Origin of the sequence: Pseudotabrizicola sp. (assembly GCF_030684215.1) — a bacterium.
In the GTDB taxonomy this organism is placed as follows: Bacteria; Pseudomonadota; Alphaproteobacteria; order Rhodobacterales; family Rhodobacteraceae; genus Pseudotabrizicola.
Map to the genome: position 1 here is coordinate 50815 of NZ_JAUXOV010000074.1, position 12982 is coordinate 63796.

A 12982-nucleotide genomic window follows, 5' to 3' on the forward strand; every position below is an offset into this window, starting at 1 on the left:
ATTTTTGCCGCTCTAAACCGCTTTGGTCCAGCAACGTAAGTGTGGCCAAAGAACCGTGGGGGCGGGTCTTGCGGCGTTTGGGGATATCGAGATGGATCGCAGAATGATGAGTGCTGCCAAAATGTTGACGCGTAAAAGCGTGAAGCGTTTTGCAAGGGATGAGGATGGGCACATCGTCATCTTTACCGTCGTGATGATGACCTTGATGCTGATGCTTGCCGGTGTCGGTGTAGACGTCATCCGCTTTGATACAGTGCGGACCAAGCAACAACAGACGCTGGACCGTGCGACGCTGGCGGCTGCCTCCCTGACGCAAGAGCTTAACGCTGAAAACGTGGTGCGCGATTATTTTGCCAAAGCAAACATGACCGACCATCTGAAGCTTGTTCAGTTTGAGCGCAGCTTAAACGCATCGTCCGTCCGGGCAGAGGCCGAAATGGTCATCACCCCGATCTTCATGAACCTTTATGACCTGACTGACAGCACAAAGCTGGTTGCGCGCGGCGCATCTCAGGCCGAGCAGAGCATCAACAACATTGAAATCATGCTGGTGCTGGACGTCTCCGGCTCGATGGCTGGCACCAAGCTGTCAAACCTCAAGGACGCCGCCAGCGAGTTTATTGACACCGTGCTGGAACAGGACACGCAAAACCGCGTCTCGATCGGGATCGTGCCCTATAACGGTCAGGTCAACCTGCCGGAATACCTGCAACAGTCTTTTACCCTTGTCGACGATCACGGCGTCACCAACGTGAACTGCTTTGATCTGCCCTCCTCGACCTACAGCTCCCTGTCCTTGTCGCGCACTACCGGACTTCCGGTGACGGCGCATGCTGATACGTTCTCGACCCAGTCCACAACGTCATATCTTGCACCCACTAATTCAGGGGCAATTCCAAACCCGGCGAACCGCTGGTGCCCCCCCACTACCGCCAATATGCTGCGCGCACCGACTAACAACGCCACGGCCCTTAAAAACCACATCAACGGCCTGACAGCCGTTGGCGCGACTTCGATCAACGCCGGGATGAAATGGGGCATGGTCATGTTGGACCCATCGTCGCGGCCGCTTTACACCGCCATGGTCGGGGCCGGGCAAACCCCTTCATATTTCGGAAACCGTCCGTTCAGCTACACCGACCGCGATGCCATGAAGATTGTTGTGCTGATGACAGATGGGGAACACTTCGCCGAGGAACGGGTGAACCCTGGCTATCGTGCCGGATTGGCCCCGATCTGGTTCAACGCATCAGATAGCCGGTATTCCGTATATCAGGACCGTGCGAACACATCTCTGGACTATTACTATCCACACGCCAATGCCTGGTACAGCACGCCCTATGGCGGGAGCAATGCGGTGCGCCAGACCTGGCCCCAAATCTGGGCTAACCTGCGCGTCAGCTATGTTGCCCGTCAGTTCATTGCCCGGCCGAATGGCAATACGACAACTGCTTACAACAACGCGATGAACGCAATCCGGAGCCTGACCCCGACTTCGACCATGGACAGTCAGTTGCAGCAGGTGTGTAATCTGGCCCGCAATCGCAACGTTCTGGTCTACGGCATCTCTTTTGAAGCCCCCGATCTTGGACGCCAACAAGTTGAACAATGCGCCAGCTCTCCGTCCCATCATTTCACTGCAGCCGGGCTTGAGATCCGCACCGCGTTCCGCTCGATTGCAACCAACATCACCCAGCTGAAGTTGACACAATGATGCTCGGCCTTCGCAACCCGTTCCGACGCTTTCGCAAGGATGAGCGCGGGCTCGCCTCGATCGAATTCGCGATGTTCTTCCCGATCTACACCGGCCTGTTCTTCTGGGCGGCAGAGTTGGGCATCATCACGATAAAATCGGTGATGCTGGAGCATTCGCTTGATGTGGCCATGCGCGACCTGCGCCTTGGTCTGGTTGCTGACCCAACGCCCGAGGGGCTGAAGCAAGCAATCTGCTCGCGGGCGCGGATCATTGGCCAGTGTGAAGATCAGCTGATGATCGAATTGCAGCCGATCTCGACCCAGACATGGGCCATGCCGAATACGCCTGTGACATGCGTTGACAACGATGAGGAAATTCAGCCGGTGGTAGAGTTCAATCCGGGGCGACAGCAGGAACTGATGCTGGTGCGTGCCTGTGTCATCATCCCGGTCTTGTTCCCGAACCTGATGCTTGGCCGCCAGCTGGCCATGGACAGCACCGGTGGCATCGGGATTTCCGCGATTTCATCCTTTGTGAACGAACCGTCCTGAGGATTTTGGAAAAATGACCATGGGCAATCTCATCCAAAAACTGAAAACCTCGCTGCGTCGCTTTTCGCGAAATGAGGACGGTCTTGCATCGGCCGAAATGATCATGATGCTGCCGTTCTATATGTTTTGCATTCTGGGCACCTTTACCTTTTGGGATGCCTATGACGTGGTCAACCGGTCGCAAAAGGCAGCCTACTCGGTGTCTGACCTTGTGACCCGCAAGCAAGACACGGTGACCGAGGCCTATGTGGAAGGCATGTTCAACACCATGCAATACATGATGGGGCCGACCCTGCCGGTCAGAACCCGCATCACCAGCGTGTTCTACAGCCAGACCCGCAACCGGTATGAAGTGTTGTGGTCCCGCTCCAGCGTGCCGACTGTGCCTCCCCTGACCACTGATACGATACCGTCCATCCAAAGCCATTTGCCACAGATGTATGATGGCGATGCCTTGATCGTGGTTGAAGCGAACGTCGATTTTGTTCCGATATTCGGTGCCGAGATCATCGCCATGACAAGGGTTGACGCTGGCACAATGCGTCATGTCATCGTGACCCGCCCGCGTTTCCTGCCCAAGATTTGCATGCAGGGTGTGGCCTGCGGCTAACGCAGGCCACATCAGTGCCGCATCAGGTCCGCGTCTTGATCAGTTGGTCCAGCACTTCGGCCATATAGCGCGCCTCGTGGCGGTGGGTCACGCCGCCCACGCCCACAGAGCGCCCCAGCCGCCACCATAAACCCGGCGCCCAGCCGCGCGGCCCCGCTTGCGACAGGGCCAGCGTAAAGCCCCCCGCCGGTTTGAACGCAAACACGCCCCGATTGACCGCACGGATCTGGTCAACCCGCGCCAGAACCGCGCCGTCATGGTCGCGCAAGATATCGCGGGTCAGCACCAACCCCTGCCCGGTCACTTGCCACATCCGCACCGCCAGCCACAAACAGGCCGCCCCAAAACCCAACAGAAACACGGTCCAGCCAAAGGCTGCCGGCGGATAGGCCAGTGCCAGCCAGATCAACACGGCGCCCAGCACCGCCAAAATCACCACGCCGACCACGCGCCTTGGCGGCGATGGCCGCAATTCGGCAAGAATGGTCTGGGTCTCTGGCTGCGGGTCTGTCATCGGCGGCTCCGGGGGTTGCAGGTGGAGTTGCAGCCATAGCCCAGCCGCCTGTGCAGGGATAGGGTATTGCGTGGTCCGGCGCCACAGCCAAGGGCGCCCCTTGCCCGACGGCCCAAACCTGCCTAGGGTCGGCGCTGCGCAGCCCCTTTGTGCTCTGATGGATCACCCGCCAATGCCTTTTGCCCGCCACCTGTCCCGTTCGCTGCCTGCGGTCTGCGTGGTCTTTGCCTGCCTTGCACAGACCGGCTGTTCCCCCCTGCCCGATATCGCAGCCCAAAGTCAGACAATGCCCGGTCCACCGCCGGTTCTGGTTCCGCTTGACGGAATTCTGGCTCAGGCTGATGCCGTCGGCACTGGCGCTGCGGCGATTGGCCCGGTCAATGCGCGAGCCGAACGCCTTCGCGCCCGCGCTGACAGATTACGCCGCCAATAGGCGTTGCGCCGCGTTGCCTTGGCCGGGCAGGCAGGCTAAGACCTCTGCCAAAGTTCAGGACGGAGTCGCCCCATGCCAGCCCCCTTGCGAATTGGTCTTGCCGGTCTGGGCACAGTCGGCATCGGCGTCGTCAAGATCGTGCAGCGCCACGCAGACCTGATCGCCGCCCGCGCAGGCCGCCCGGTGGTGATCACCGCAGTATCGGCGCGCGACCCGCAGAAAAACCGCGACGCCGATCTGTCCGATTACCCATGGGAAACCGACCCGGTGGCACTTGCACAGCGCGACGATGTCGACGTGTTTGTCGAGGTGATGGGCGGTCATGAAGGCCCCGCACGTCTTGCAACCGAAGCCGCCATCGCGGCGGGCAAGGATGTGGTCACCGCCAACAAGGCGCTGCTGGCCCATTACGGCCATGAACTCGCTGTCGCCGCCGAAGCACAGGGCCGCGTGATCCGGTTTGAGGCCGCCGTCGCAGGCGGCATCCCGGTCATCAAGACCCTGACCGAAGGCTTGGCGGGCAACCAGATGCGCCGCGTCATGGGTGTGATGAATGGCACCTGCAACTATATCCTGACCCGGATGCAGGCCGCTGGCTTGCCCTATGAGACTGTGTTCGAGGAAGCCCGCCAGCTTGGCTATCTGGAGGCAGACCCGAACCTTGACGTCGGTGGCATCGACGCGGGGCATAAACTCAGCCTGCTGGCCGCCATCGCCTTTGGCACCCGCGTCAGCTTTGACAAGGTAGAGCTTGAGGGCATCGGCAATGTCTCGATTGAAGACATCAATCTGGCCGATGACATGGGCTATCACATCAAGCTTCTGGGTGTCGCGCAGATGACCGGGCGCGGGCTGGAACAACGCATGACGCCCTGTCTTGTCCCCGCCGACAGCCCGCTGGGCCAACTGCAGGGCGGCACCAACATGGTTGTGCTCGAAGGCGATAGTGTGGGCCAGATCGTGATGCGCGGTGCCGGTGCGGGCGAAGGCCCCACCGCCAGCGCCGTGATGGCCGATGTGATCGACATTGCGCGCGGCACCCGGCTGTCGACCTTTGGCCGCCCCGCCGCCTCGCTGATGGAACCCGTTGCCGCAAGATCGGCAACGCCTGCGCCTTATTACCTGCGCATGACACTGCTGGACAAACCCGGCGCGCTGGCCAAGATCGCCACAGCACTGGGCGAGGCAGGTATCTCGATTGACCAGATGCGTCAGCTGAACCAGCCGAATGAAGCCGACAACAAGGCCACCGTGCTGATTGTCACGCACAAAGCCTCACCCGCCGATGTGGCCTATGCGCTGGCACAGTTCGACACCACTGGCGTTTTGATCGGCGCACCCGTGGCGATCCGCATAGAAGAAGTCTGACACAGCGGTGCCGCAGGGCCACAAAAACCGGCGCGTTGGCGGCCAAGATACCACGCACGGTTCCATGACCTTGATTTGCATTGCAATTTAATCACCGCGCAGCCTTTGCCTGCGCGCCCCTGCCGCCGCCCAGTTTTCCACCCCGGTTAGCGCCATCACGCTTGCCCCTAGGGGACAGGGCAGGATAAACGGGCGGGAACGCATTTCCCATAAAGGACAGATCATGGACGTTGCCCCCCTTCAAGTCGCCGAGTTTCAGGACCGACTGCTGTCCCTTGGCCTTGCCCGCGTCTCTGAGGCCGCCGCTTTGGCCAGTGCCGGCCTGATCGGTCGTGGCGATGAAAAGGCTGCGGATCAGGCGGCGGTGAATGCCATGCGCGATCAGCTGAACCTGCTGGACATCAAAGGGGTGGTGGTGATCGGTGAAGGCGAACGCGACGAGGCCCCGATGCTCTACATCGGTGAAGAAGTCGGCACCGGCAATGGCCCGGCGGTAGACATCGCCCTCGACCCGCTGGAAGGCACCACGCTGACCGCCAAGGATATGCCCAACGCCCTGACGGTGATTGCCATGGCCCCGCGCGGCACCTTGTTGCACGCGCCGGATGTTTACATGGAAAAACTCGCGATCGGCCCCGGCCACCGGCCCGGCACTGTTACCCTTGCCATGTCCCCGTCCGAGCGGGTCTCGGCGCTGGCCGCGGCCAAGGGCTGCTCGACCAATGACATCACTGTCTGCGTGCTGGAACGTCCCCGACATGAGGAAATGATCGCCGAAATCCGCTCCACTGGTGCTGCAATCCGGCTGATCACCGATGGCGACGTGGCGGGCGTCATGCATTGCGCGGAACCCGACCTGACCGGCATTGACATGTACATGGGATCGGGCGGCGCGCCCGAAGGTGTGCTGGCCGCCGCCGCGCTGAAATGCATGGGTGGACAGTTTTTCGGCAAGCTGCTGTTTCGCAACGACGATGAGCGCGCCCGCGCCCGCAAGGCAGGAATCAACAACTTTGACCGCGTCTATACCCGCGACGACCTCGTGCGCGGCGATGTGATCTTTGCCGCCACCGGCGTGACCGATGGCAGCCTGCTGGCTGGGATCAAGCGTGAACCCTCGCACCTAACCACCGAAACCATTCTGATGCGCTCCAAAACCGGATCGGTCCGCCGCATGACCTATCGCAACCCGATCCGCACATGACCCTTGGGGTGCAGGCAAACCCTGCGCCCCGCCCTTTCGCGTGCGCGCCCTGCAATTGCTGCTTGCCAAATACTCCCGCCGGAGGTGTCCCGCGCTGGCCCCTTGTGTTGCATTTGCAGTTGAAGCCCGCCCCGGCTTGGTGCAGACCAAACCCATGACCCGCGCTTTTCTCAACGTTGATGCCTCCGTCCTTGGCCGCCGCTGGATCGGTCCCGAGAGCGAAGAGGAACGTCTGGCCGAAGCCATGGCGCAGCAGACCCGCCTGCCAATGGCGCTGTGCCATACCCTTGTGCGGCGCGGTGTCTCCCCGGCAGATGCTCCGGCCTTCCTGGCCCCTGCCCTGCGCGATCTGCTGCCCGACCCGCTGACCCTACGCGATATGGCCGCCGCAACGAGCCGATTTCTGGCCGCGGTCAACCGACGTGAACGCATTGCCATCTTCGCCGATTATGACGTCGACGGCGGGGCCTCTGCTGCGCTTTTGATCATCTGGCTGCGCGCCATGGGGCGCGAGGCTACGCTCTATATTCCTGACCGTATTGACGAAGGTTACGGCCCGAACGTGCCCGCAATGCAGGCGTTGGGCGCGGCGCATGATCTGATCCTGTGCGTGGATTGTGGCACGCTTTCGCATGACCCGATTGCGGCGGCCGGTTGCGATGTGGTGGTGCTGGACCATCACCTTGGCAGCGATACCCTGCCCGCCGCACTGGCCGTGGTGAACCCGAACCGACAGGACGAGACCGGTGATCTGGCGCATCTGTGCGCGGCCTCAGTGGTGTTTTTGATGCTGGTCGAGGCCAACCGCCGCCTGCGTGCAGATGACGTGCAGGGCCCGGATCTGATGGCGATGCTGGATCTGGTGGCACTGGCCACTGTGGCAGATGTGGCCCCGCTGATCGGGGTGAACCGCGCCCTTGTGCGCCAGGGCCTGAAGGTGATGGCCCGGCGCGAACGCGCTGGTCTGGTGGCGCTTGCCGATGTGGCGCGCATGGATCAGGCTCCCACCCCCTATGCGCTTGGCTTTGTGCTGGGGCCGCGCGTCAACGCGGGCGGGCGCATCGGTCAAGCCGACCTTGGCGCGCGCCTCCTGGCCTCTGACGATCCGCGCGCCTCGGCCGCGATGGCCGCGCGGCTGGATCAGTTGAACACAGAGCGCCGCGAAATCACCGAGCGCGTCCGCGAAGAAGCCATGGCACAGGCCGAAGCGCGCGGCGCGGATGCCCCTTTGGTCTGGGCCGCGTCCGAAGGCTGGCACCCCGGAGTGGTCGGCATCGTTGCCGCCCGGCTGAAAGAGGCGTTCAACCGTCCCGCCATCGTCATCGGGCTGGAGGGCGGCGAGGGCAAAGGCTCGGGCCGCTCGGTTGCAGGTGTTGATCTGGGGGCCGCTGTCCACCGCGTCGCCGGTGAGGGCCTGCTGCTGCGGGGCGGCGGGCACAAGATGGCGGCGGGCCTGACCGTTGATCGCACCCGGCTCGAGGAAGCGATGGCGCGTCTGTCCGATCTTTTGGGCCGGCAGGGCGCAGGCATGGACGGCCCGCGCGACCTGCGCATCGACAGCCTGCTGATGCCCTCGGCCTGCACACCGGGCTTTGTTGAACAGATTGACTCCGCCGGTCCCTTTGGTCAGGGTGCCCCCGCCCCACGATTTGCCTTTGCCGATGTCGCCGTGGTGCCGCGCCGGATTGGTGACAAGCACCTCAAACTGACCGTGTCCGACGGCACCGGCGCGCAGTTCGAGGCGATGGCCTTTGGCGCCTATGAAACCCCGATTGGCCCTGCCATGGATGGCGCTGGCCACCGCCGCTTCCATCTGGCGGGACGGCTGGAACTGAACCACTGGGGCGGCCGGACCAAAGTGCAACTCCGCCTCGAAGACGCTGCCCCCGCATCTGGCTAGGGCCTCGCGTTTTTCCTCTTGCGAGTCAGTAGCAAGGCCTCTACACACCCCCCACCGACAGCGTGGCCCGTTCGTCTATCGGTTAGGACACCAGGTTTTCAACCTGGGAAGAGGGGTTCGACTCCCCTACGGGCTGCCACTTTTTCCCATACCAGTCTTGCAAGCCTTCCCAGCGGTGGTAGCTGGTCCCTGCGGCCTGCATGCGCTATGCTGCGGCGCAGCAAGGGGGCGATATGGCGGTTATTCTGATCCTGATGGCTCTGACGCTTCTGATCGTGGGGGCGTGGCGTGGCATGTCGGTGCTGGTGTTGGCACCACTTTTGGCAATGCTGGCTGCAGCCCTGTCGGGAACGCCCGTTCTGGCAGGCTATACCCAGATTTTCATGCAGGCTGCCGGGGGCTTTGTTGTCGCCTTCTTCCCGCTCTTTCTGCTGGGGGCGGTGTTCGGCAAGGTGATGGAGGCGTCGGGTGCCGCCGCGCGTCTTGCCACAGCGATTGCCACCGCGCTTGGCCCCCGCAACGCCATTCTGTCTGTGGTGGCCGCATGTGCAGTGCTGACCTATGGCGGCGTATCATTGTTTGTGGTGGCGTTTGCGGTCTGGCCCTTGGCGCGGGCCTTGTTTGCAAAGACGGAGCTGCCTGCACGGCTGATCCCGGCGACAATTGCCTTGGGGGCTTTTACCTTTACGATGACAGCCCTGCCCGGCACGCCGTCGATTCAGAACGCAATCCCTATGGCGACCTTTGGCACCACAGCCTTTGCAGCCCCCGGTCTGGGGCTTGTTGCGGGGGCTGTTATGCTGGTGCTGGGGATTGCGTGGCTTCAGGCGCGGGTGCGGCGCATGTCAGACAACGCGCCCCCGCTTGCGGTCGATCCGATGCGCGACGATCCCTTGCCGCTTTGGGTCGCACTGGTGCCGATCTTGTCGGTAGGAGGTGTCACGCTGACCATGGGCAGTCTGATCCTGCCTGCAATTGACACAACCTATCTGGCGGACCCCCTTTATGGCGAAAGTGAGCTGTCACGCGTTAAGGGGCTGTGGTCGGTGATCACAGCGCTGGCGGTCGCTTTGGCGCTTGCGCTGCTTCTGAACCGGCCCCCAGAGGTGATGAAAACGGTAAACGCAGGGGCAGAACAGGCGCTGCTGCCGCTCTTTAACACCGCAAGCCTTGTGGGCTTTGGCGCGGTCATCGCCTCGCTTCCGGGGTTCGAGATGTTGCGCATGGGTCTCGAAGGGCTTTCAGGCGGTGACGTGCTGGTTTCGGCGGCGCTGTCTTCAGGCGCTTTGGCGGGCATCACCGGGTCAGCCTCGGGCGGGATGTCGATTGCGCTTGACGTGCTGGGCCCATCCTTGATGGTGCAGGCCGCCACACAGGGTGTTGATCCGGCAGTTTTGCACCGGGTGGTGGCAGTCGCGACGGGCGGTCTGGACACCTTGCCCCACAATGGCGCAGTGATCACGCTGCTTGGCATCTGCGGCATGACCCATCGGCAAGCCTATGGCGACATCTTTGTGGTCGCTGTGCTGATCCCCACACTGGCCTGCGCGGTGATCATCGGGTTGGCGCTGGCCTTTGGCGCTTTCTGAGCAAGGGGTCTACTCCACCATCTCGGTCGCCAGAGCGAACCCGGTCAGTTCTTCCTCGACCAGAATGTAGATGTTGGCGGGCGGGGTTTGCATGGCTTTGGCCGACAGGCGCAGGTCAATCCCCATGCTGTCCAGATAGTCCAGCACCTCGCCCTGCCCATGCTGGATGCTTTCCACCGCAAGAAACGCGGGCAGCAGGGTATTTTCGCCAAAATAGTGCTGATGCACGCCCACCAGCGCGGTGCGGCTGACCCGGCGATCAGTGCCAGCGGCAAGGATATAGGGACAGGAGGAAAAGCAGGCAGCCCCGGCTTGCATGACCGTGGGCCAGCCGCCCGCACGGATCATGCGTCCGATCTCCAGCGCGTCGGTCACGGATCCGCCGGGACTGTGCAGGGCAATCTGTTCGGGTGCTGATCGGCGCTGGTCCAGATACTGGGCCAGACGCGCGCTGTCACCGGGCTCAATCGCGCCTTCCAGCAAAACGGTTTTAAGGCCGCTCACCTGTGTCTCGGTGAATTGCAGCCGTTGCGGCACCTCGTCGCTGCGCGGAAAGCCCGGACCGGCGGGCTGGTCGCGGGGCAGATCACGCGGGGCATAGCGGCGGGTTTGGTCGCCGGGTCGCACAGGCACCGCAGCAGGCGGGGTCGAGTTTGCGCGCCACAGATCCGGGGCGATCCGGCGAAAATCGCCAAACACGATCAACCCCGCCAAAGCGATCTGGGCGGCCAGCATGGCCTGCAATATCCGACCCGACCGGGGCACGCGCCAGCCGGGCATTCAGCGCCTGCCGCTGACCAGGTGGGGCGGCGGGGAGTCTGCTCCTGACGCGTCGGCAAGCGGTTCGACCGCAGCAACGCGCACCGGCACGGACGCAGGCGGGTCAAGCGCGCGCAGCGCCATCACTGCCGCACGGATTTCGGCCAGCGTCATGGTTTCTTCCGGCGCGGTCGTTCCCCGGTCAGACCGGATGGCACTTTGCGCCACCATCATGATCAGCACCAGCACCGCCGGCAGCAGGTCAATCGCGATGGCCCCGGCCCATGACGGGATGAAATCGCCCGCATAGCGCAGCACCGCATCTGCGGTGGAAATCGGCGCATAGGTCGTGTCGTCTGGCGTCGGCATCGCCAGCACCTCATCCGCCGCCACCTTCAGCGTGGTCGCGCGTTGCGCAAGCAAGGTCAGCACCGCATCAATCGTGCTGCGCTGGTCATTGCGGATGCTGTCGGTAGACCCGTCCAGTTCCGGCACCACAACCGAGGCCGACAGATCCTGCGCCGCGCGTGCGACCAGCGGGGCCACCGACAACTGCCGCAACTGCGCGATCAACCCAGCAAGGCGCACAGATTCTTCGGCAAACTCCACCGATCTTTGTTCAACATCCCCGGCCGAAGCCGTCAGCGCCCGCATCCGGCTAAGGATCTGGTTTCCCTCGGCAAAGGCGGCATCAACCAGCGGACCTTGGGTGGTAATCTGCGCTTCCAGCCCGGCCAGTTCGTCCGCCTTCTGGATCAGCACCCGAAACACCGCGCCACGTCCGGCGGTGCCGGACAGGTTGCCCGTGGCCTCTTGCGCGGAAAGATCCTGAAAACTCTGCCGGGTGCGCGCGACATCAAGGCCCAGACCTTGCGCCGCAACCGTAACCCTGTTGGCCTGTTCTAACCCGATCTGGTATTGCTGCACGGTCTTGGCCAAATGCTGTTCAACCGCCGCCGACCCGGCCAATGCTGCCGCGTTCAGCCAGCTGGACATCGCAATAATCGCAACCGACCCCAGAGCCATCGACAAAAACAACCCAAGACGTGAAGCTGCACTGCGCATCGCAGGCAACAGCCGGATCAGATAGCTCCAGAACACAAAAATCGCGACCGACACGGCCAGCGAATAGGCGATGGCGGCAAAAAAGCTCATCGCGCCGCTGTCATTCAAAAGCGATGAAACGCCCAGATAGGTGTAAATCCCGGATGCCACCGACAAGACGCCCAGCGCCATCGGGGTAAAGGTTTCCAGCGCCGTCAGATGGCCCTCGATCTCGCGAGCTGATTGCAGGCCGCGCGTCTCGGCGGCGGTGGGGGGCTGGGTCATTCGGCTGCGGTTCCTTTTGTACGGCCGGAAGCCGGAAGGCGGACCAGCGCAAGATAGGCGCTGGCAGGCCCCGAACCAAATGCCAACACCGTGAACGTGCTTTGCCCTTTGGCGCGCATTGGGTGGAACCCTGACCCGGCCCAGGCGTTGACAAAACGACGGTGTACGGTGCCGCAACTGCGCGCGCCCATCCCAAATTCACATATGAGGTAATCCATGTCGGTTGAGAAATTCTGGAAAGAACTGGAGGGCGTCCGGTCCTCGATGCTGGCCATTGGCAGCGCCCGCCATGTACCGATGGCACCCTATGCAAAGCAAGATGACCGCGCGATCTGGTTTATCACCGCGCAGGGCACCGCTCTAGTAGAGGCGGTCACGCGCGGCGAGACCGAGGCATCGCTGATCGTGACAGGCGACAGCAACATCCACGCCCGCATCGAGGGCAGCGCCGCCATTGTTGCGGACCGCGCCAAGCTGGAAGAGCTGTGGAACCCGGTCGCAAGCAGCTGGTTTGACGGGATCGACGACCCCGATATCCGTCTGGTCAAACTGACCCCATCGGCGGCCGAGGTCTGGCTGACCTCGGGCGCGCTTGGTTTTGCGTTTGAATTGGTCAAATCCAAGGTCACTGGCGAGCAACCAGATATGGGCGAGCATTTCAGTCTGGCATTCTGAACCGCTTCAAACCCGAAATGAGAAAAACCCGGACATGCCTGTCCGGGTTTTTTTGTTGGCACCAGCTTTCTGCACGCGCCAGAGTGGTCGAACTACCCTTTGCGCCACGCCCTGCCCGCGATAGACTGTCATCATGACCACCCGCCCCGCCAAACATTCGCTGACCCTGCACGGCCACCGCACCAGCGTTTCGCTGGAGCCAAGTTTCTGGGACGCGTTTCGCAGCATCGCCACCGAACAGGGCGAGACGGTAAACGCCCTTGCCGCGCGCATCGACGCGGGCCGTGAGGGCGATGAAGGACTGGCCTCGGCAATCCGGGTGTTTGTCTTGCAGCATTATCGCAGCAAATAGGC

13 protein-coding genes and 1 tRNA gene are annotated in these 12982 nt (G+C 62.5%); 11 read left to right on the forward strand and 3 right to left on the reverse strand.

The window, feature by feature from the left end:
- Positions 1-139: 139 nt before the first annotated feature.
- Genes Q8K08_RS18420 through Q8K08_RS18430 form a run of 3 tightly spaced genes read left to right on the forward strand, consistent with a single transcriptional unit; the run spans position 140 to position 2857 of the window.
- The gene (locus Q8K08_RS18420) at positions 140-1714 is read left to right on the forward strand and encodes a pilus assembly protein TadG-related protein (RefSeq protein WP_305251162.1); all 1575 of its coding nucleotides are present in this window, start codon (positions 140-142) and stop codon (positions 1712-1714) included.
- The gene (locus Q8K08_RS18425; protein ID WP_304804815.1) at positions 1711-2247 is read left to right on the forward strand and encodes a TadE/TadG family type IV pilus assembly protein; all 537 of its coding nucleotides are present in this window, start codon (positions 1711-1713) and stop codon (positions 2245-2247) included. Before Q8K08_RS18420 ends, Q8K08_RS18425 begins: the two co-directional genes overlap by 4 nt.
- Before the next feature lie 19 nt (positions 2248-2266).
- Positions 2267-2857, forward strand: a complete 591-nt coding sequence (locus Q8K08_RS18430) for a TadE/TadG family type IV pilus assembly protein (RefSeq protein WP_304804813.1) — start codon at positions 2267-2269, stop codon at positions 2855-2857.
- A gap of 22 nt (positions 2858-2879) precedes the next feature.
- On the opposite strand, the gene Q8K08_RS18435 is transcribed toward Q8K08_RS18430, so the two are convergent.
- Positions 2880-3371: a hypothetical protein gene (locus Q8K08_RS18435; RefSeq protein ID WP_305251165.1), complete on the reverse strand. Its 492-nt coding sequence runs from the start codon at positions 3369-3371 to the stop codon at positions 2880-2882.
- 172 nt (positions 3372-3543) lie between these two features.
- Here Q8K08_RS18435 and Q8K08_RS18440 point away from each other — a divergent pair, with 172 nt between their 5' ends.
- The 6 genes from Q8K08_RS18440 to Q8K08_RS18465 all read left to right on the forward strand — a co-directional run bounded on the left by Q8K08_RS18440 (position 3544) and on the right by Q8K08_RS18465 (position 9865).
- Positions 3544-3804: a hypothetical protein gene (locus Q8K08_RS18440; protein ID WP_304804809.1), complete on the forward strand. Its 261-nt coding sequence runs from the start codon at positions 3544-3546 to the stop codon at positions 3802-3804.
- Between the two features lie 72 nt (positions 3805-3876).
- Entirely contained in the window at positions 3877-5172 is a 1296-nt protein-coding gene (locus Q8K08_RS18445) for a homoserine dehydrogenase (RefSeq protein ID WP_304804807.1), read from the forward strand.
- A 223-nt stretch (positions 5173-5395) separates the two neighbouring features.
- Entirely contained in the window at positions 5396-6376 is a 981-nt protein-coding gene (gene glpX / locus Q8K08_RS18450) for a class II fructose-bisphosphatase (RefSeq protein WP_305251168.1), read from the forward strand.
- Positions 6377-6530: 154 nt separating this feature from the next.
- Positions 6531-8276, forward strand: a complete 1746-nt coding sequence (gene recJ / locus Q8K08_RS18455) for a single-stranded-DNA-specific exonuclease RecJ (protein ID WP_304802367.1) — start codon at positions 6531-6533, stop codon at positions 8274-8276.
- A gap of 64 nt (positions 8277-8340) precedes the next feature.
- Positions 8341-8415: transfer RNA gene (locus Q8K08_RS18460), tRNA-Glu, on the forward strand.
- A 94-nt stretch (positions 8416-8509) separates the two neighbouring features.
- The gene (locus Q8K08_RS18465) at positions 8510-9865 is read left to right on the forward strand and encodes a GntP family permease (protein WP_305251172.1); all 1356 of its coding nucleotides are present in this window, start codon (positions 8510-8512) and stop codon (positions 9863-9865) included.
- A 9-nt stretch (positions 9866-9874) separates the two neighbouring features.
- Here the strand turns inward: Q8K08_RS18465 and Q8K08_RS18470 are convergent, their stop codons facing one another.
- Together Q8K08_RS18470 and Q8K08_RS18475 are read right to left on the reverse strand one after the other, a co-directional pair.
- Positions 9875-10645 (reverse strand): hypothetical protein, encoded by a 771-nt coding sequence (locus Q8K08_RS18470; RefSeq protein WP_305251174.1) that lies wholly within the window; start codon positions 10643-10645, stop codon positions 9875-9877.
- Entirely contained in the window at positions 10646-11953 is a 1308-nt protein-coding gene (locus Q8K08_RS18475) for a hypothetical protein (protein ID WP_305251175.1), read from the reverse strand.
- Positions 11954-12169: 216 nt separating this feature from the next.
- On the opposite strand from Q8K08_RS18475, the gene Q8K08_RS18480 reads away from it, so the two are divergent.
- Together Q8K08_RS18480 and Q8K08_RS18485 are read left to right on the forward strand one after the other, a co-directional pair.
- Positions 12170-12628, forward strand: coding sequence for a pyridoxamine 5'-phosphate oxidase family protein (locus tag Q8K08_RS18480; protein ID WP_304804268.1), 459 nt, complete (start codon positions 12170-12172; stop codon positions 12626-12628).
- 133 nt (positions 12629-12761) lie between these two features.
- Positions 12762-12980 carry a ribbon-helix-helix domain-containing protein gene (locus tag Q8K08_RS18485; protein WP_304804270.1) on the forward strand — a complete coding sequence of 73 codons (219 nt, stop codon included), beginning with the start codon at positions 12762-12764 and terminating at the stop codon, positions 12978-12980.
- The last annotated feature ends 2 nt before the right edge of the window (positions 12981-12982 follow it).